The organism is Amycolatopsis sp. cg9, from assembly GCF_041346945.1.
Taxonomy (GTDB): Bacteria; Actinomycetota; Actinomycetes; order Mycobacteriales; family Pseudonocardiaceae; genus Amycolatopsis.
Window position 1 is genome coordinate 8,578,671 of record NZ_CP166850.1, and the last position, 17,342, is coordinate 8,596,012.

The 17,342-nt window shown below is 73.5% G+C and carries 18 protein-coding genes; 13 read left to right on the plus strand and 5 right to left on the minus strand.

Translation table 11 applies throughout. From position 1 onward, the window contains the following. Window positions 1–2: 2 nt before the first annotated feature. On the minus strand, window positions 3–899 hold the full coding sequence (locus AB5J73_RS39455) for a TIGR03564 family F420-dependent LLM class oxidoreductase (protein WP_370963974.1): 897 nt from the start codon (window positions 897–899) through the stop codon (window positions 3–5). Between the two features lie 89 nt (window positions 900–988). On the opposite strand from AB5J73_RS39455, the gene AB5J73_RS39460 reads away from it, so the two are divergent. Then, a complete protein-coding gene (locus AB5J73_RS39460) occupies window positions 989–1,528 on the plus strand; it encodes a TetR/AcrR family transcriptional regulator (protein WP_370963975.1) in 540 nt (179 codons plus the stop codon). Between the two features lie 111 nt (window positions 1,529–1,639). Next, the gene (locus AB5J73_RS39465) at window positions 1,640–2,269 is read left to right on the plus strand and encodes a YitT family protein (RefSeq protein WP_370973463.1); all 630 of its coding nucleotides are present in this window, start codon (window positions 1,640–1,642) and stop codon (window positions 2,267–2,269) included. Here AB5J73_RS39465 and AB5J73_RS39470 read toward each other — a convergent pair. Genes AB5J73_RS39470 through AB5J73_RS39485 form a run of 4 tightly spaced genes read right to left on the minus strand, consistent with a single transcriptional unit; the run spans window position 2,191 to window position 6,375 of the window. Further along, window positions 2,191–2,982, minus strand: coding sequence for a gamma-glutamyl-gamma-aminobutyrate hydrolase family protein (locus AB5J73_RS39470; protein ID WP_370963976.1), 792 nt, complete (start codon window positions 2,980–2,982; stop codon window positions 2,191–2,193). The two genes, AB5J73_RS39465 and AB5J73_RS39470, sit on opposite strands and share 79 nt — an antisense overlap. Then, on the minus strand, window positions 2,979–4,316 hold the full coding sequence (locus AB5J73_RS39475) for an O-acetylhomoserine aminocarboxypropyltransferase/cysteine synthase family protein (protein ID WP_370963978.1): 1,338 nt from the start codon (window positions 4,314–4,316) through the stop codon (window positions 2,979–2,981). Before AB5J73_RS39475 ends, AB5J73_RS39470 begins: the two co-directional genes overlap by 4 nt. Beyond that, a complete protein-coding gene (locus AB5J73_RS39480) occupies window positions 4,303–5,358 on the minus strand; it encodes a fatty acid desaturase (RefSeq protein WP_370963979.1) in 1,056 nt (351 codons plus the stop codon). The genes AB5J73_RS39475 and AB5J73_RS39480 overlap by 14 nt, the downstream gene beginning before the upstream one ends. A 15-nt stretch (window positions 5,359–5,373) precedes the next feature. Beyond that, window positions 5,374–6,375 carry an aldo/keto reductase family protein gene (locus AB5J73_RS39485; protein ID WP_370963980.1) on the minus strand — a complete coding sequence of 334 codons (1,002 nt, stop codon included), beginning with the start codon at window positions 6,373–6,375 and terminating at the stop codon, window positions 5,374–5,376. Window positions 6,376–6,520: 145 nt separating this feature from the next. Between AB5J73_RS39485 and AB5J73_RS39490 the strand changes: the two genes are divergently transcribed. Genes AB5J73_RS39490 through AB5J73_RS39540 form a run of 11 tightly spaced genes read left to right on the plus strand, consistent with a single transcriptional unit; the run spans window position 6,521 to window position 17,334 of the window. Next, on the plus strand, window positions 6,521–7,825 hold the full coding sequence (locus AB5J73_RS39490) for a glutamate-5-semialdehyde dehydrogenase (RefSeq protein ID WP_370963981.1): 1,305 nt from the start codon (window positions 6,521–6,523) through the stop codon (window positions 7,823–7,825). Beyond that, on the plus strand, window positions 7,825–8,574 hold the full coding sequence (locus AB5J73_RS39495) for an alpha/beta fold hydrolase (protein ID WP_370963982.1): 750 nt from the start codon (window positions 7,825–7,827) through the stop codon (window positions 8,572–8,574). The genes AB5J73_RS39490 and AB5J73_RS39495 overlap by 1 nt, the downstream gene beginning before the upstream one ends. 23 nt (window positions 8,575–8,597) lie before the next feature. Beyond that, entirely contained in the window at window positions 8,598–8,858 is a 261-nt protein-coding gene (locus AB5J73_RS39500) for an acyl carrier protein (protein WP_370963983.1), read from the plus strand. Continuing rightward, the gene (locus tag AB5J73_RS39505) at window positions 8,855–10,207 is read left to right on the plus strand and encodes a TrpB-like pyridoxal phosphate-dependent enzyme (protein ID WP_370963984.1); all 1,353 of its coding nucleotides are present in this window, start codon (window positions 8,855–8,857) and stop codon (window positions 10,205–10,207) included. The genes AB5J73_RS39500 and AB5J73_RS39505 overlap by 4 nt, the downstream gene beginning before the upstream one ends. After that, window positions 10,200–11,303 carry an acyl carrier protein gene (locus tag AB5J73_RS39510; RefSeq protein ID WP_370963986.1) on the plus strand — a complete coding sequence of 368 codons (1,104 nt, stop codon included), beginning with the start codon at window positions 10,200–10,202 and terminating at the stop codon, window positions 11,301–11,303. Before AB5J73_RS39505 ends, AB5J73_RS39510 begins: the two co-directional genes overlap by 8 nt. Continuing rightward, window positions 11,300–12,802, plus strand: a complete 1,503-nt coding sequence (locus AB5J73_RS39515; protein WP_370963987.1) for a class I adenylate-forming enzyme family protein — start codon at window positions 11,300–11,302, stop codon at window positions 12,800–12,802. The genes AB5J73_RS39510 and AB5J73_RS39515 overlap by 4 nt, the downstream gene beginning before the upstream one ends. After that, entirely contained in the window at window positions 12,786–14,063 is a 1,278-nt protein-coding gene (locus tag AB5J73_RS39520) for a type III PLP-dependent enzyme (protein WP_370963989.1), read from the plus strand. Before AB5J73_RS39515 ends, AB5J73_RS39520 begins: the two co-directional genes overlap by 17 nt. Before the next feature lie 2 nt (window positions 14,064–14,065). Next, window positions 14,066–14,317: a phosphopantetheine-binding protein gene (locus tag AB5J73_RS39525; protein WP_370963990.1), complete on the plus strand. Its 252-nt coding sequence runs from the start codon at window positions 14,066–14,068 to the stop codon at window positions 14,315–14,317. After that, window positions 14,314–15,465, plus strand: a complete 1,152-nt coding sequence (locus AB5J73_RS39530; RefSeq protein ID WP_370963992.1) for an acyl-CoA dehydrogenase family protein — start codon at window positions 14,314–14,316, stop codon at window positions 15,463–15,465. Before AB5J73_RS39525 ends, AB5J73_RS39530 begins: the two co-directional genes overlap by 4 nt. Continuing rightward, window positions 15,458–16,552, plus strand: coding sequence for an acyl-CoA dehydrogenase family protein (locus AB5J73_RS39535; protein WP_370963994.1), 1,095 nt, complete (start codon window positions 15,458–15,460; stop codon window positions 16,550–16,552). The genes AB5J73_RS39530 and AB5J73_RS39535 overlap by 8 nt, the downstream gene beginning before the upstream one ends. Next, complete coding sequence (locus AB5J73_RS39540; RefSeq protein WP_370963996.1) at window positions 16,549–17,334, plus strand: 4'-phosphopantetheinyl transferase superfamily protein; 786 nt, start codon at window positions 16,549–16,551, stop codon at window positions 17,332–17,334. Before AB5J73_RS39535 ends, AB5J73_RS39540 begins: the two co-directional genes overlap by 4 nt. Window positions 17,335–17,342: the final 8 nt, after the last annotated feature.

The following is a 17,342-nucleotide window of genomic DNA, read 5'->3' on the forward strand; positions in this document are numbered from 1 at the left end:
GCTCAGTGCAGGCTCGCGACGAACGCCAAGGTGCGCGCCCGCTCCTCGCCGGTGCCGACCGGGCTGACCAGCAGCTCGGTCACCCCCGCCGTGGCGAACCGGCGGACCGTCGCGGCGACGAGGTCCTCGTCGCCGGCCGTCACGGTGTCTTCGAGCCCGGCCTTCCCCTGCTGTCGCAGCAGCCGCCGGTAGCTCGCGAACTCCCCCGCCGCCCCGAACCGGCCGCGGATGTCGTCCCGCACGCGCTCCGGCGACGACGTCACCGACAGCATCGCCGAGGCGACCACGCGCGGCGCCGGCCGCCCGGCCCGGTTCGCCGCGTCGGTGATCTTCGGGACCACGTGCTCGGCCAGCAGCTCCGGCCCCGCCCACACCGTCACCGTCCCGTCGGCCAGCTCGCCGGCGATGCCGAGCAGCACCGGCCCGAGCGCGGCCACCAGCACGTCCGGCGGTTCGGCACCCGGCACGTCGACCGTCCCGGCCGCCGTGAGCGTTTCGCCGCGGAAGCCGACGGTTTCCCCGCGCAGCAAGGGGCGCAGGGCCTGCAGGTATTCGCGGACGTGCCGCGCGGGCCGGTCGTAGGACAGCCCGTAACCGCCTTCGATGATTTCGCGGTGGCTGGGCCCGATGCCCAGGGTCAGCCGCCCACCGGTGGCCGCCTGCGCGGTGAGCGCCTGGCCGGCCAGCGCGAGCGGGTGCTGGGCGTGGGTCCGCACGACAGCGGTTCCCAGCCCGATCCGCGGCACCCGCTGCCCGGCGACCGCGGCGACGGTGAGCGCGTCCCACGCCGTCAGCTGCGGGAGAAAAGCGCTGGCCAGCCCCAGTTCTTCCGCCGCCGCGACGTCCTCGACGATCTCGTCGAGTCCCGCCGAGCCGGTCGCGTAGAGCCCGATCCGCATGCCGCCTCCAACCGGAATGTCAGATTCACCTTCTGCCGCGAACGTAGCATAAGATGAATCCGACATTCCGTTTCGGGAGGAGGCCGGCCATGCGAGCGGACGCGGTGCGCAACCGCGAGCGGATCGTCGAGCACGCGGTGCGCCTGTTCGCCGAACGCGGCCCGGACGTCCCGATGTGCGAGATCGCCGACGCGGCCGGCCTCGGCGTCGGCACGCTGTACCGCCACTTCCCCGACCGGCGGTCCCTCGCACTGGACATCGGCATCGGCGCCCTGCGCGACCTCGCGGACTTCACCCGCGCCATCCGCGCCGACTCGGCGTGGGCGGAGCTCCTGGCGATCATCGGCCACTGCGCGACGCTCCCGCTGGCCCTCGCGAAGTCCCTGGCCGAGCTGCTGCCCGAGGACGAGACGCAGGCGGAGCTGGAGCACACCGTCGACTCGCTGCTGGCCGACGTCGTCGTGCGCGCGCAGCGGGAAGGCACGCTGCGCGCGGACGTGCCGGTGCCGGAGGTCCAGCGCCTGCTGAGCACGATCGTCTGCCGCCCGGGCGCCCGCCCCGACGATTACCTGACCCTCGTCCTCCTCGACGGCCTCCGAGCCCGGCCGGCGGGTCCCGCGAGCACCTGACGCGCAGCCCGGCGGGGAGGGTGCGACGATGGAAAACCGTCGCCCTCGGCCGGTTCACGGACCGCGGGGCGAGGTCGGGACAGGCGGCGGACGGAGGGAGCACGCGTGCGGGTGGCCGAACTGGTGCAGTCGCCGTTGGTGCCACCGGGCCGGCCCCTCCGCCGGGTGTCCCAGCTCCTCTCCGGGCTCGTGCTCTACGGGGTCAGCGACGCGATGGTCGTCGCCGCCGGGCTGGGGGTGGAGCCGTGGGACGCGCTCGCGCAGGGGCTGACCCGCACCGCCGGGCTGAGCATCGGGGTCTGGACCAACCTGATCGGTGCCGCCGTCCTGCTGCTGTGGATCCCGCTGCGGCAGAAGCCCGGGCTGGGCACGCTCTGCAACGTGCTGCTCGTCGGCACCTCGATGGACCTCGCGCTGGCGGTGCTGCCGCCGTTCGGGCAGCTGTGGGTGCGCTGGGCCGTGCTGGTCGCGGGCATCGTGCTCAACGGGTTCGCCACCGGCTGCTACATCGGCGCCCAGGCCGGGCCGGGCCCGCGGGACGGGCTGATGACCGGGCTCGCGCGGCGCGGGTACCCGATCTGGGCGGTGCGCTGGGGCATCGAGATCGCGGTGCTGGTGATCGGGTTCCTGCTCGGGGCCACCGTGGGCATCGGGACCGTCCTCTACGCCTGCGCGATCGGACCGCTCGCCCAGCTGTTCATGCCGATGCTGGACATGGGGCGGAGCAAGGGATCGCCCTGACGAACGGCCGCGAGCCGGGCCGCGACGCCGAATTCGTGGAAGATCGCGGTGGAAACCGGGTCCGTCTCGGCGTACCACTCCGGATGCCATTGCACCGCAAGGCAAAACCCGTCGCCCGCCGAAGCGGCCTCGACCACGCCGTCCGCGGCCACCGCCTCCACCCGCAGGTCCGGCGCGATCCGGTCGATGGCCTGGTGGTGCAGCGAATTGACCGACACGCGCGCATAGCCCAGCAGCTGCCGCAACATGCCGCCGGCGGGGAGGTCGACCTCGTGCGCGGGCAGGTACTGCCGGTCCCTGGGCTGGGAAAGGTCCTCGCGATGACGGTCGTCGGGCAGATCGCGCAACGTGCCGCCCAAGGCGACGTTCAGCTCCTGCAGCCCGCGGCAGATCCCCAGCACCGGCACGCCCGCCCGCACCGCGGCGGGCAGCACCCGCAGCGCGAGTTCGTCGCGGGCCGGATCGACGGGCCCGTCCCGGGGCGGACCGCCGTAGCGGGCGGGCTGGACGTCGGTCTCGTGCCCGCCGAAGACGACGCCGTCGAACCGGCCGAGCAGCTCCGCCAGGTCCGGGGCGGGACCGCCGACGACGGCCACCGCGCAGCCGGAAACCCGTTCCAGCGCCCGGACGTAGACCTCGCGCACCGCGAGGTGCGGCACCACGCCGATCGGTTCGGCCGACGCGGCGAGCGCGACCAGCGGCCGGGCGCTCACCGGGCCCGCTCCAGCGCGCGGGTGAGGTCTTCGAGCAGGTCGTCCGGGTGTTCCAAGCCCAGCGACAGCCGGATCGAGCCCGGCGTGACGCCCGCCGCGAGCTGGTCGGCCACCGGCAGCTGGGCGTGGGTGGTGGACGCCGGGTGCGTGGCCATCGAGCGGACGTCACCGATGTTGGTCACGTGCGCGAACAGCCGCAGGGCTTCGATGAACCGGCTGCCCGCCTCCTGCCCGCCGGCCAGCTCGAACTGCACCAGCGGGCCGCCGTTGCCGCCGAGGTAGCGCCGCAGCAGCTCCTGCTGCTCGCCGCCGGCCAGGGCCGGGTGGCTGACCGAGGACACCGCGGGGTGCGCGTCGAGGAACCGCGCGACCGTGGCCGCGTTCTCGCCGTGCGCGCGCATCCGCAGCGGGAGCGTCTCGATGCCCTGGATGAGCAGGAAGGCGTTGAACGGGCTCAGGCACGCCCCGAGGTCGCGCAGCAGCGTTTCCCGCGCCTTGAGCAGGTAGGGGCTGCGGCCCAGCGCGCTGTCGAGCCCGGCGCCGGTCTCGGTCCACACCGCGCCGCCGTGCGCGGGGTCCGGTTCGGTCAGCAACGGGTGCCGGGCGGCGTGGCGCGTCCAGTCGAAGGTGCCGCCGTCCACGATCAGCCCGCCCAGTGCGCTGCCGTGCCCACCGATGTACTTCGTGGCCGAATACACCAGGATGTTCGCGCCGAAGTCCAGCGGGTTGCAGACCATCGGGAGCAGCGTGTTGTCCAGCACCAGCGGCACTTCCGCCTGTTCGGCGAGCCCGGCGACGTCCTCGATCGGGAAGATGCGCAGCTTCGGGTTGGGCAGGGTTTCGCCGAAGTAGGCGCGGGTGCGCTCGTCCGTGGCGGCGGCGAAGTTCTTCGGGTCTTCCGGGCTGACGAACCGGGTTTCGACGCCGAACCGGGCGAAGGTGTTGGCCAGCAGGTTCCACGTGCCGCCGTAGAGCTCGTCGGAGCTGACGATGTTGTCCCCGGCCCGGCACAGGTTGAGCAGGGCGACCGTGGTCGCGGCCTGGCCGGTGGAGACGGCCAGCGCGGCCGGGGCGCCGTCGACGGCGGCGATCCGCGCTTCGAGCACGTCGCAGGTGGGGTTGTTGAGCCGGGTGTAGGCGTGCCCGTCCTCGCTCAGGTCGAAGATGCCCGCGGCGGCGCCGGTGCCGGGCAGCTCGTAGGCCGCGGTCTGGAAGATCGGCGTGATCACCGGCGCGGTCGGGCCGGCGCGCAGCTCCGCACCCGCGTGCATCACGGCGGACTCGGGCCGCCGGAAGTCCTTCGGTGCGCTGGCGGGGCGTTCAGTGACCGGCATGGGACAGCTCCCTCGGTTCGGACATGGACGTGACGATCGCGCTGACGGCGCTGGGCTGCCCCTGCGGTCCCCGGGTGAACAGCCCGCCCAGCACGGCGTCGACCGCGGCGTACTCCGGATCGGCCAGCCGCACCCGCCTCGCCTTGCCGAGGTTCCAGAACGGCGTGCGCGGATCGAGGTGGTGTTCCAGGTGGTAGTTGTCGTTGTGGATGCCGGTGAGGAACTTCTCCCAGCCGCGGCTCTTGCGGTTGCGCGTCATGTGCAGGTCGACGCGGGCGTCCCGGACGAGCGGGGTGTGCTCGGAGAGTTCGATGTACCAGCCCAGGATCTGGAAGCTCGTCAGGTAGGGCACGAACCAGAACAGCAGCAGCTCGCCCGTCCAGCCCTGTGCCCAGCACACCCCCGCAACGAGCGCCCAGAACCCCCAGAACCCGGCCCGGTCGAGCACCCGCTTGCGGCGCTGGACCTGGGGCACCTCCGCCGTGCGGCCTTCGCGCAGCACCCGGTAGCGGTTGCGGACCAGGTACCGCAGGTAGGCCCAGGTCTGCGAGCCGAGCAGCGGGACCAGCACCACGCGGCGCACGTAGGTCCGCGGCGAGGCGGCCCGGTAGGCGCCCTGCTCGATGAAGAACCGCAGGTCCGGGTCGCGGTCCGGGTCGCCGAGCCGCGGGTGGTGGGTGAACACGTGCGAAACCTTGTACGCGTAGTGCTGCTGGAAGATCGGGTACGCGGTGAGCACGGTGCCGAGCAGCATCCGCACCCGGTGGTCGGCGGCGCCGACGCCGTGCGCGCAATCGTGCAGGATCGTGGACAGCCCCCGCTGCCGTGCCCCGATGATCAGCACGGCGAGCGGGTAGCACCACCACGAAACGGCCACGCAGAGCCAGACGCAGGCCGCGATCCAGGCGGCGTCCTCGAGCCAGGCCAGCCCGGCGTGCCAGTTGTCACTGCGGTTGAGGGGTTTCATCCGGGCCCGCACGTCGGCGGGGAAGCGGTGCATCCGGTACCGCTTCCCGTCGTAGGCCCACTCGGTCTCGGACACGCGTGCTCCCTGTGGTCAGACGAGGGCGGTCAGCGGCACGCCGATGAACGTCGGGTCGAAGCGGCTCACGCCGTCCAGCAGCTCGTCGATCTTCTGCATCACCGCCGGGTCGAGCACCACGTCCACGGCCTTGAGGTTGTCCGTGAGCTGCTCGGGGCGCGAGGCGCCGGTGATCGCGGTGGCGACGTTGGGGTTCTGCAGCACCCAGGCCAGCGCCAGCTGCGCCATGGTCAGGCCGAGCTGCTCGGCGACCGGCCGCAGTTCCTGTACCCGGCGCAGCACGTCGTCCTGTAGCCAGCGGACCATGTAACCGCTTCCCTCACCGTCGGTGGCGCGGGAGCCGGCCGGGGGCTGCTTGCCCGGCAGGTACTTCCCGGTCAGCACGCCCTGGGCCATCGGCGACCAGACGAGCTGCCCCATGCCTTCGCGTTCACAGGCCGGGATGACCTGCGCCTCGATGACCCGCCACAGCATCGAATACTGCGTCTGACTGGAGATCAGCGGCACGCGCAGCTCGCGGGCCAGCGCGGCGGCGCGGGTGATCTGCTCGGCGGTCCACTCCGAGACCCCGACGTAGAGGACCTTGCCCTGCCGCACCAGGTCGGCGAAGGCCAGCATGGTCTCCTCCAGCTCGACCGTCGGGTCGAACTGGTGGGCCTGGTAGAGGTCGAGGTAGTCGGTCTGGAGCCGGCGCAGGGAGCCGTGCGCGGACTCCATGATGTGCTTGCGTCCCAGTCCTTGGTCGTTGGGGCCGCCGGGGCCGGTCGGCCAGTAGACCTTGGTGCAGATCTCCAGGCTCTCCCGGCGGCGGCCAGCGAGCGCGCGGCCCAGCACCTCTTCGGCGCGGGTGTTGGCGTACATGTCGGCGGTGTCGAACGTGGTGATGCCGGCGTCCAGCGCCGCTTCCACGCATTTCCGGGCTTGTTCCTCCGCCACCTGCGATCCGTGGGTGATCCAGTTGCCGTAGGAAATCCTGCTCACTGAGAGGCCGCTGCGGCCGAGTCGTCGATGTTCCATGCCTCACGACACTCCAAGCAAATTTCCCGGTAGTCAACGTTTGAAACCGGGGAACAAGGGGCCGCGAATGGGGTCATCAAAACTATTGATGAGCCCATCAATCGGTCCATGATCACATTTGCCTCGATCATTTTCCACTGAGAGCGTGAGGTATCTGCCGGGGGAAATCGAGATCGGGAGAACAATGGTCGACAAGATCATCGGTGCCGCACGTGCGGCGACCACCGCGGCCCCGCCGCTGGGCAACGAGGCGTACGGGCGGTTCGGCACCGCGCTGGCCGGCCGGCTCACCGCCGCGTGGCCACGGATCTGCGAAGCGAACGACACCGACGTGGGACGAGCGCGGGAGCAGGGCCTGCCCGACGTGCTCGTCGACCGGCTCCGGCTGACCGAGGACCACCTCGCCGGCCTGGTCACCCTGACTTCGACGGTCGCCGGCGAGCTGCGCGAGCTGACCAGCCGCCCGCCGGGCACCCCGATCGGCGACTGGGGCGTGCGCCACCGCGTGCCGCGGCCGCTGGGCGTGGTGCTGATGATCTTCGAGGCCCGCCCGACGGTCACCGTCGAAGGCGCGCTGCTCAACGTCGCCGCCGGCAACGCGGTGCTCCTGCGCGGCGGCAAGGAGATCGCGCGGACCAACGCCGAGCTCGGCGCCGCCGTCGCCGCCGCGCTGGCCGACGCGGAGCTGCCGGCGGGCCTGGTCACCGTGCTGGACGACCCCAGCCGCTCGCTGCTGCGGGACCTGCTGCGCCGGCCCGACGCGATCGACGTGCTCATCCCCCGCGGCAGCCCGTCGCTCATCGACTACTGCCACCGCGCGAGCACCATCCCGGTGCTGGCCAGCGGCGGCGGTGTCAACCACCTCTACGTGCACCACAGCGCCGACCTGGCCCAGGCGGTCTCGATCGCGCTGGACAGCAAGCTGCCCGCCCCGGCCGGCTGCACCTCCCTGGAGGTCGCGCTGGTCGACCGGCCGGTGGCCGACGAGTTCGTGGCGGCGCTGCTCGACGGCGCCCGCCGCGACGGCAGGCCCCTGACCGTGCGGGTCGGCGAAGGCCTCCAGCGGCCGGAAGGCACCGGGGACTGGCGGGTGGAACCGCTCGGCGAGCACGACCTGGGCCGCGAGTTCCTCGACAGCACGGTCGGCGTGGTGGCGGTGGACTCCCCCGGCGAGGCCGTGGAGTTCATCCAGCGCCACGGTTCCGGCCACAGCGAGGCGATCGCCGCCACCGACCCCGCGGTCACCGGCGAGTTCACCGACCGGGTGGACGCGGCCACCATCGTCGTCAACGGGTCCCTGCGGCTCAACGACGGACCCACGCTGGAGCTGGGCTCGGAAATCGCGATCAGCACCAGCAGGCTGCACGCCCGCGGGCCGATCACCCTGGCCGCGCTGGTGAACTACTGCTGGGTTGTCGAGGCCAACGGCCGGCTGCGCGAGGCGAGCTGATGCCCGCCTCCGCGCCGCCGGTCGCCCCCGCGCCGCCGTTGCTGCTGCCGCTCAGCCGGCGCCCGCGGGCTCCGCAAGCCGTCTTCGTGCACCCCGGCGGCGGCGGTCTGAGCCCGTACACGCCGCTGGCCGTGCGGCTGGCCCGCCACCACGGCGTGAGCGGGATCCGCGCCGGCGGCCTGTTCGCCGGCGAGCGGCCCGACGACGACGTCGAGAGGATGACCGAGCGGTACCTGCCGCTGCTGGACGACCTGCCCCGGCGCCCGGAACTCCTGGTGGGCTGGTCCATGGGCGGGGTGCTCGCCTGGGAACTGGGCGCACGCCTGTCCGCGACCGGGCCCGCCCCCGCGGTGGTGCTGATCGACAGCTTCACCCGCCGCGACGAGTTCGGCACCGCGCACCGGGCCGCGGTCGTCGAACGGATCATGCGGTCGGTGCACGCCCGGGTCGCACCCCGCGACCGGCGCTGGGCCGAAGCCACCGCCCACGCGCACATCACCGCGTCGGGACGGCACCGGGTGACCAGCACCCACCCCGGCCCCGCGCTGCTCATGGCCTGCGCGAGCCCGCACCGCCGCACCCAGGTCGAGAACTGGACGCGGCTGTCCCGGCGGCTGCGGGTCCGCGAACTGGAGTGCGGTCACTTCGACGTTTTCGATCGGAAAGCGCTTCCTGCCGTACTGGCCCACCTCGACGAATTCCTGACCGGAGAACCCACCCGATCCCCGAAAACAGGAGGAAAACGATGACGAACGGACCAGATCGTGAAACCGTGTCCGACTCGGTCAAACGCGTGGTGATCGCCGAATCGCGGCTTTCGCTGGCGCCCGAGGAGATCCGGGACGACGAGCCGCTCAACGGCGACCTGCTGCACCTCAACTCGCTCGGGTTCGTCGGCATGCTGGTGCACCTCGAGGACGCGCTCGACGTGACGCTGCCCGACGACCTCTTCGTCGGCCGCACGTTCAAGACGGTCGACGACCTCGTCGACGTCGTGGCCGACGGTGCTACCGGGACGGAGGCCCTGCGATGAACCACGTTTCCCTGCCCGCCAGCTGGCGCAGCGTGCTGCCGCACCTGGACGAGCCGCTGCCCCCGGACCGGAGCCCGGAGTCGCCCGCGGGCGGCTCGGACGCCGGCGTCTCGGTGAACCTGCCGTTCGCGCTGGTGCGCCAGTCCTCCCAGAACCGCGAGTTCTGGGACATCCCCGCCGAGGTGCTCGACGCCTACCGCAGCTTCCGGCCCACCCCGCTGTGGCGGGCCCGCCGGTTCGAGGACGCCGTCGGCGCGCGGGTGCCGATCTACGTCAAGTACGAGGGCGGCAACATCTCCGGCAGCCACAAGCTGAACACCGCGCTCGCGCAAGCCCACTACTACGCCAAGGCCGGCGTCAAGGAGCTGGTCACCGGCACCGGCGCCGGGCAGTGGGGCACCGCGCTCGCCGCCGCCTGCTCGATGTTCGGGTTGCGCTGCCGGGTGTTCATGGTCGGCACGAGCCTGCAGAAGAAGCCGTACCGGGGCACGCTGATGCGGGCCCTCGGCGCCACCGTGCACGCCAGCCCGAGCGAGCTGACCGACGTCGCCGCCCGCGTCGGCGGCGGGGTGAACAGCCTCGCGCTGGCCATCGGCGAGGCCGTCGAATACGCCGGGCGCACCGAAGGGGCCGCGTTCTGCATCGGCAGCGGCGAGACCTACAGCATCCTGCACCAGTCCGTGATCGGGCTGGAGGCCATCGAGCAGCTCGCCGAGCTGGAGGCCACTGTGGACTCCGTCGTCGGCTGCGTCGGCGCCGGCTCGAACTTCGGCGGGATCGCGCTGCCCTTCTTCGCCGACGCCGCCACGACCGGCGCGGAATGCCCGCGGCTGGTGGCCGCCGAGTCCAGCACCACCCCGAAGCTGACCCGCGGTGTCTACGCCTACGACAAGACCGACGCCACCGGGGTCAGCCCGATGGAAGCGATGTACACGATCGGCAGCAGCTACCCGATCCCCGACTCGCACTCGGCGGGCCTGCGCTTCCACGGCGCCGCGAAGGTCATTTCCGCGATGCGGCACCGGGACCAGGTCACCGCGCAAGCCGTCGGGCAGGTCGAAGCACTGCAGGCCGGCCAGGCCTTCACCCGGTCGGAGATGGTGCTCCCGGCGCCGGAGTCCGGGCACGCGCTGGCCGTCGCCGCCCGCCTGGCCACCGACGGTGGATCGTCCCGCGGCGTGGTCGCCTGCGTCAGCGGGCACGGCTACCTGGACCTGTCCGCCTACCAGCAGCTGCTCGACGGTGAGCTCACCACCGAGCCGCCCGAGGAGCAGGCCCTGGTGTCGGCGATGGACCGGTTGCGGCCCGTGCCCGGCCTCGCGGTCGCGGGGAGTGGTCGTGGTGTCTGAGCCGATGGACCACCGCCTCTTCGACTGCGTCCAGGTGAACCTGGCCGAGCTCGCCGACCGCTGCCACGGCGCGGGCACGCACCTCGCTCTGGGCCGGCTCCTGCGCTTCTGGCCCCGGCCGGGCGCGGACGGGCTGCCCACCGTCGAGCCGCGGGTCGACGACCACGTGACCGGATCCGCCGCCCTGCTGGGCTTGCGCGTCGCCCGGCGCACCCGGGTCGCCGACGCCGGCGAACTCGAACCCGGCCCCGGCTGCTACGTCGTGGCGGACGCCTTCCACCTGCCCTGGGTGCCGTACCACCGCAAGAAGCACCTGGAGCACAGCTTCCTGGTCGAGCCGGCCGGCGACGGCGTCACCGTCGTGGACGGCTACCACAACGACACCGAGTGGGGCGCGGCCCGGCCGGGCGAGTGGACGCTCGGCCACGCGGAGCTCGCCGAAGCGCTGCCCGAGGGTGCGCTGGCGTTCGACCTCGTCGCCGGGGAACCCGTCACCGAGCGCACGCCGCTGGTGGAGCTGACCGACGCCGACACGTTCGTGGCGACCTACGCCGACCACCCGGACCGCGTGCGGGCGTTGCGGGGGCTGACCCTGCAGACCTGGCTGCTCACCCGCAGCCGCCGCCTGCACGCCGCGGCCATGGGGCTCGACACCGACGCGGTGCGGGCGCACCTGGCCGAGTGGGACGCGATCGCGAAGCAGGTCTACCTGGCGGGCCGCCGGGTCGCCGCGGGCCGGGAGGAGCCGCGCGCGCTGTTCCCCCGCCTCGCCGAGTGCCTCGCCGCCGACCACACGGCGTTCGGCGGCACCACCGAGACCACCACGGTGTCCACAGTGGACACCATCGAGGTGCCGCTGACGGTCCGCGAGTCCGTCACCGCCGTGATCGGGACCGTGCTGGGCACCGCGCCCCCCGCGGACGCCCGCACGCTCGGCGACATCCCCGGCTTCAGTTCCTTCCGCATGATGGAGATCGTCGAGCGGATCGAAAGCGACCTCGGCGTCGAGTTCGCCGCCGAAGACCTGGTGCCGGAAAAACTCACCCACGTCGACGGCCTGTGCCGGGCCGTCGTGGCCGCCGGAGGAAGCCGATGACCTATTCACCGCGAGTGCTCCACGAACTGCTCGACCACGCCGCCCGGCTGTGGCCTAACCGGACGGCGCTGACCTGCCGCGGCAGCTCCGTGACCTACGACGAACTCGGCGCCGCCGCCCAGCGGGTCGCCGCGGCGCTCGCCGCCCGCGGTGCCCGTCGCGGGGACCGGCTGCTGATCAACGCACCGGCGAGCACGCTGCTGCCCGCCGTGGTCTTCGGCGCCGCCCGCGCCGGGGTCGCGTTTTCCCTGCTGCACGAACAGGTCCGCGGGGCCAGCCTCGACCACGTGCTCGCCGACTCCGCGCCGGTGCTGGTGGTGACCGGCGACGAGGACGTGCGGCGGTCGGCCGAAACCGCCGGCGTCCCGGCGGTTTCGGTGGACGAGCTGGCCGCCGGTCCCGGGCGGCCCGCCGACCTACCCGCGCCCCCGCTGCCGGTCGACCCGGTGTGCCTGATCTACACGTCGGGCACCACGTCCCTGCCCAAGGCCGTGGTCAGCACCCACCAGCAGCTGCTGTTCGCCACCGGCGCGATCGCCTCGGTGCTGGAGTACCGCACCGACGACGTGGTCTACAGCCCGCTGCCGCTGTCCTTCGACTACGGGCTGTACCAGGTTTTCCTGTCCGTCACGGCGGGGTCGAACCTGGTGCTGGGCGCGCCCACCGAGGTCGGCCCGTCGCTGGTCCGCAACCTGGTGAGCTCCGGTGCGACCGTGCTGCCCGCCGTCCCGGCCGTGGCCGAGGCGCTCAGCGCGCTGCTGCGGCGCCGCCCGAAGCCCGCCCCGGCCCTGCGGCTGCTCACCAACACCGGCGCGGCGATGCCCACCGGCACGCTGGAGTCCCTGCGCGCAGCCATTCCGAGCCTGCGGGTGCAGCTGATGTTCGGGCTGACCGAGTGCAAGCGGGCCACCATCATGCCGGTGGACGGCGACCTGGAGCGGCCCGGGTCCAGCGGCCGGGCCCTGCCCGGCACGGAGGTCTTCGTCATCGACGAGGCCGGCGAGCGGCTGCCCGCCGGGGAGGTCGGCGAGATCGTGGTGCGCGGCCCGAACGTCATGGCCGGGTACTGGCGCCGCCCGGAGCTCACCGCCGAGAAGTTCCCGCGGGTGGCCGGGTTGTTCCCGGAGCTGCGCACCGGCGACTACGGCCGGCTCGACGAGGAGGGCTACCTCTACTTCGACGGCCGCCGCGACGACATCTACAAGGAACGCGGGTTCCGCGTCAGCGCGACCGAGGTCGAGACCGCGGCGCGGGGTGTGCCCGGCGTCCGGGAAGCCGCCGTGCTGGTCCCGCAGGACACCCGCCCGGCCTGGCTGTTCGTCACCGGCGAGCTGGCCGCCGAGGGCGTGCTCGACGGCATGCGCACCCGGATCGAGGAGTTCAAGATCCCGGCGAGCTGCCTGCGCGTGGAGACGCTTCCCTTGACCGGCAACGGGAAGGTCGACCGCAAGGCACTGGCCTCGATCGCCGAGGAGGTGTCCGGTGGAGCTGCTCGCTGAGCGTCCCGCGGGGCTCGCGGACCTGCCCGGCGAACTCACCGGGCTGCCCACCCCCGCCTACGTCTACGACCTCGCCGAGGTCCGCCGCAACCACCGGCGGCTCGACGGCGCCCTGCCCCGCGGTACCGGGCTGCTGTACTCGCTCAAGGCCAACCCGCACCCGGACGTGCTCGCCGTGCTGCGCGAAGCCGGTGCCCGCCCGGAGGTCTGCTCCTCCGGCGAGCTGCGGGCCGCGCTCGACGCGGGCTGGGCGGGCGCGCAGGTGCTCTACACCGGCCCCGCCAAGCGGGACGCCGAAATCGCGGCGGCCCTGCGCGCCGGGGTGCGGGAGTTCTCCGTGGACTCCCCGCACGCCGTCGCCCAGCTCGACCGGCTGGCCGGCGAGGCCGGCGTCCGCGCCCGGTACCTGCTGCGCGTCAACGACGACCAGCCGGTGCCCGGCCAGGGGCTGGCGATGACCGGCGTGCCGTCGCAGTTCGGCGCCGACACCGGCTGGATCCTCGCCGAGCCCGCCCGCTTCGCCGGAGGCGAGCACGCCGAGGCGGCCGGGCTGCACCTGTACATGGGCACCAACCTCACCGAGGTGGCCGACCTCGTCGGGCAGTTCCGCCGCGCGCTGGAAACGGCCGCGAAGCTCCGGGAAGCCCTGGCGCCGCACGGGGTCCGCTTCCGGACGCTCGACCTCGGCGGCGGGTTCGGCGCCCCGTTCGCGAAGGACGGCACGGCGGTCGAGCTGCCCGGCCTGCGCGACGAGCTCGAAACGCTGCTCGGCGAGGAGCTCCCGGGCTGGCGCGAGCAGGGCCCGGAAGTCGTGTTCGAATCCGGCCGTTATCTGGTCGGCACGGCGGGCACCCTCGTCACGGCGGTGCTGGACGTCAAGCGCTCGCACGGCAAGGACATCGTCGTGCTCGAGTCCGGCATCAACCACCTCGGCGGCATGTCGGGGCTGCGGCGGCTGCCCCCGCTCGCGCCCCGCCTGCTCGGCCCGGCCGGGCCCGACGCCCTGGACGCGCTCGTCGCCGGCCCGCTGTGCACGCCGCTGGACACCTGGGCCCGCACCGCGCGGCTGCCCGAGCTGAGCCCCGGCGACCTGGTCGCGGTGCCGAACGTCGGCGCCTACGGGCTCTCGGCGAGCCTCGTGGCCTTCCTCGGCCACCCCTTGCCGGCGGAGGTCGTCGTCGACGGCGACCGCCCCGGCACCCCCGCGCGGACCTCCCGCGTGGAACTGGTCAGGACCACTGACCCCCGAGATGAGGAGTGAACATGGACCCCCGCATGGCCGAACTGCTGACCCCGTACCTCAAGTTCCTCAACGGCCGCGAGCTCGGCCCGGACGACTCCCTGCGCGAGCGCGGACTGGACTCGATGCAGTCGATCAACGTGCTGTTCGAGATCGAGGACGTCTTCGGCGTCTCGCTGCCGGACGAGGACATCACCGACGCCACCTTCGCCACCGGCGGCACGCTGTGGACCGCGGTGCAGGCCCAGCTCGAGCGCCAGGAGGTTTCGTCATGACCACCGCCCCGCTCGCGGAGCTGGTCGGGCGCGTGACCAAGGTCGCCGAGGAGCACGTCCGCCGGACCGACGACGAAGCGACGTTCCCGGTCGAAGCGCTCGAAGAGCTGCGCGCCACCGGCCTGCTCGGGCTGCAGGTGCCCGTCGAGGACGGCGGGCTCGGCGGCTCGCTGGCCGACGTGCTCGAGACCAGCACCGAACTCGGCCGGGTGGACATGTCCCTGGCGATGATCTTCGCGATGCACTGCCAGCAGGTCGCCGCCGTGCTCGCGCACGCCGGCGGAAAGCTGCGCGCCGAACTGGTGCCCGAGATCGCCGCGGGCCGGCTCTACCTCGGCTCGGTGACCACCGAAGCGGGCAAGGGCGGGCACCTGCTGACCGCCGAGTCCGCCGCGGCCTGGCGCGACGGGGAGCTGCTCGTCGACCGCTTCGCCCCGATCGTCACCGGGGGCAGGCAGGCCGACGGGTTCCTGATCACGATGCGCTCCCCGGATTCCGAGGCGGACAACCAGGTTTCCCTGGTCTACGCCTCCCGCGCGCAGGTCGAGATCGAGCCGGCCGGCGGCTGGAACCCGCTGGGCATGCGGGCCAGCGACAGCGGAGCCCTGAAGCTGCGCGCCCGGCTGCCCGCGCACCAGGTCGTCGGGCGGCACGGCGACTTCCACACGATCGTCACGACCGTGTTCGGGCCGATGGCCCACCTCGGCTGGGCGTCCTGCTGGCTCGGCACGGCGGCCGGGGCGCTGTCGCGGGTGATCGCGTCCCTGCGCGGCAGCCGCGGCAAGACGGACCTGAGCTCGGAACTGCTGATGACGCGGCTGTCGCGGGCGCGCCAGCGGCTGGACACCGTGCACGCGCTGATCGAGCACGCCCGCGGAGTGGTCGAGACCACCGCGGATCTCAGCGTGCCGAAGGTGCAGTTGCTGATCAACGCCGTGAAGATCACCGCGGCCGAGGAGTGCTACCGGGCCGTCGACGAGCTGGTCGACGCGGTCGGGATGCGCCACGGCTACCTGCGCGACTCCCCCACGCGGCTGGAGCAGTCGCTGCGGGACCTGCGTTCGGCGGTGCTGAACTACAGCAACGACCGGCTGCACCTCGCCGACGGCCGGCTCACCCTGCTCGACCAGGAGGTGCGTTTTGCCTGACACAGCCCTCCTGGACGGCGGCGTGCTGTCCACTGTGGATTCGGCGGCCGGCGGCGCCCGGGTGTGGCAGCGGCTCGGTTCGGCCGGCGTGCTGCGTGACCAGTACCGGCAGCGCACGCCGACCGGCCTGGTCGCCGACCCCGCGCGGCTCGCCGCCACCCTGCGCGAGGTCGACGCCCGCGGCGACAACGGGATCACGTTGAGCGTGCTGGTGCAGTCGGCGAGCGCCCTGCCGATCCTGGCCGCCGGCACCGGACCCGAGTTCGACCGCGTCGCCGACGGCGACTGCGAGGTCGCGCTGGCCGCCACGGACGCCGCGGCGGCCGGCTCCGACCTCACCGGGCTCGGCACGGAGGTCGCGATCGACGGCGACACCGTCCGGCTGGACGGCGGGAAGCGGTGGGTGACCACGGCGACCCGGGCGGCGTACTTCCTGGTGCTGGCCCGTCACCGGCCCGGACGGCACTTCACCGCCTTCACCTGGGTCCTGGTCCCGGCGGACGCGGCGGGCGTCCGGGTCACCCCCGCGACGACCACGCTGCTCGCGGGCGCGGGCATCGGCCACGTCGAGTTCTCCGGCGTCCGGCTGCCCGCGTCCGCGGTGCTGGGCCGCCAGGGGCGCGGCCTGGCCCTGTTCGCCCGGCACATGGGCACCGAACGGCTCGCCGGTGCCCAGTGGGCCGCCGCGCTCACCAGCCGGGTGCTCGCGGAGACGCGGGAGGCGCTGGCGCGGCGGCGGATCGACGGCCGCGCGCTGTGGGACCACGATGCGGTCCGCCAGGAGTTCGCGGCCTGCCTGGTGCGGGTGCGCGAGCTGCGCGCGCTGCACGAGGCGCTGGGCGAACGGGTGGTGACCGACCACGACCCGACGAGCGCGGCGGTGCTGAAGGCCGCGATCGGGCTGACCGCGGACGAGGTGCTGTCCCGCTGCGCCCGCTGGCGCGGCGCCGACGGCTTCGCCGACGACGGCGTCCAGCTGGTCCGCGCCGAGGCCGCGGTGTTCGGCATCGGCGGCGGGGTGACCGAGCTGATGCTCGGCGCCATCGCCGACGGCGCCGAGCCCCTGCTCGCGGAGCTGCGCTCATGACCCCCGCCGATCCGGCACTTTCACGTGAAAGTGCGGCCCGGCCCAGTCCCGCACTTTCACGTGAAAGTGCGGGCCTCGGAGCGGAGCTTTCACGTGAAAGTGCGGGTCTCGGGGTCGCGGTCTCCCGGGCGAACGCCGCGCTGCCGGAAGTGGCGGCCGACGGCGCCGAGGTCGCGCCCGGGGTCTGGGTCGCCTCGGCCGACCGCGCCGACCTCGGCGAATCGCCGGCGCACCCGGGTGATCTCGCCGAGGCCGGCACCCGGCCGGCCTGGCACCGGGCGGAGTTCCTCGCCGGGCGGCAGCTGCTGCGGCGGCTGCTCCGGGGGGTGCGGCCCGCGCTGGCCGCGCTGCCCGTCCGCGCCGACCCGGCCGGCAAGCCCCGGCTGGCCGGTGCGCCGAACCTCGCGCTGCCCGGGATCACGATCTCCCACGACGGGGACCGGGTCGCGGCGGCCGTCTGCGCCCACGGGGACGTCGGCGTCGACGTCCAGCTGCCCCCGGACCGGCTGAGCGACTCGGCCGTGCGCCGGTGCCTGGGTGCGCACGCACCGGCGGTGACCGCCCTGCCGCGGGCCCGGCGGGCGCGGGAGTTCGCCTGGGTGTGGACCGTGCAGGAAGCGTGCGTCAAGGCCGCCGGCACCGGGATGGGCGGGCGGCCCTGGTCGATCGACGTCCCGCCCGGCGCGCTGTCCGGGCGCTGGGGCGGCTTCACCTGGCTCAGCCTGCGCACCCGGTCGGCGGTGCCGCTGAGCTGCGCCTTCCACCCCGCACCCCACCGGTGACCCACCAC

Coding starts and splice junctions, on each gene's coding strand:
- AB5J73_RS39460 (WP_370963975.1), top strand. CDS start 989: ATGCGAGCGGACGCGGTGCGCAACCGCGAGCGGATCGTCGAGCACGCG.
- AB5J73_RS39525 (WP_370963990.1), top strand. CDS start 14,066: ATGGACCCCCGCATGGCCGAACTGCTGACCCCGTACCTCAAGTTCCTC.
- AB5J73_RS39540 (WP_370963996.1), top strand. CDS start 16,549: ATGACCCCCGCCGATCCGGCACTTTCACGTGAAAGTGCGGCCCGGCCC.
- AB5J73_RS39505 (WP_370963984.1), top strand. CDS start 8,855: ATGAACCACGTTTCCCTGCCCGCCAGCTGGCGCAGCGTGCTGCCGCAC.
- AB5J73_RS39495 (WP_370963982.1), top strand. CDS start 7,825: ATGCCCGCCTCCGCGCCGCCGGTCGCCCCCGCGCCGCCGTTGCTGCTG.
- AB5J73_RS39455 (WP_370963974.1), bottom strand. CDS start 899: ATGCGGATCGGGCTCTACGCGACCGGCTCGGCGGGACTCGACGAGATC.
- AB5J73_RS39475 (WP_370963978.1), bottom strand. CDS start 4,316: ATGCCGGTCACTGAACGCCCCGCCAGCGCACCGAAGGACTTCCGGCGG.
- AB5J73_RS39515 (WP_370963987.1), top strand. CDS start 11,300: ATGACCTATTCACCGCGAGTGCTCCACGAACTGCTCGACCACGCCGCC.
- AB5J73_RS39485 (WP_370963980.1), bottom strand. CDS start 6,375: ATGGAACATCGACGACTCGGCCGCAGCGGCCTCTCAGTGAGCAGGATT.
- AB5J73_RS39530 (WP_370963992.1), top strand. CDS start 14,314: ATGACCACCGCCCCGCTCGCGGAGCTGGTCGGGCGCGTGACCAAGGTC.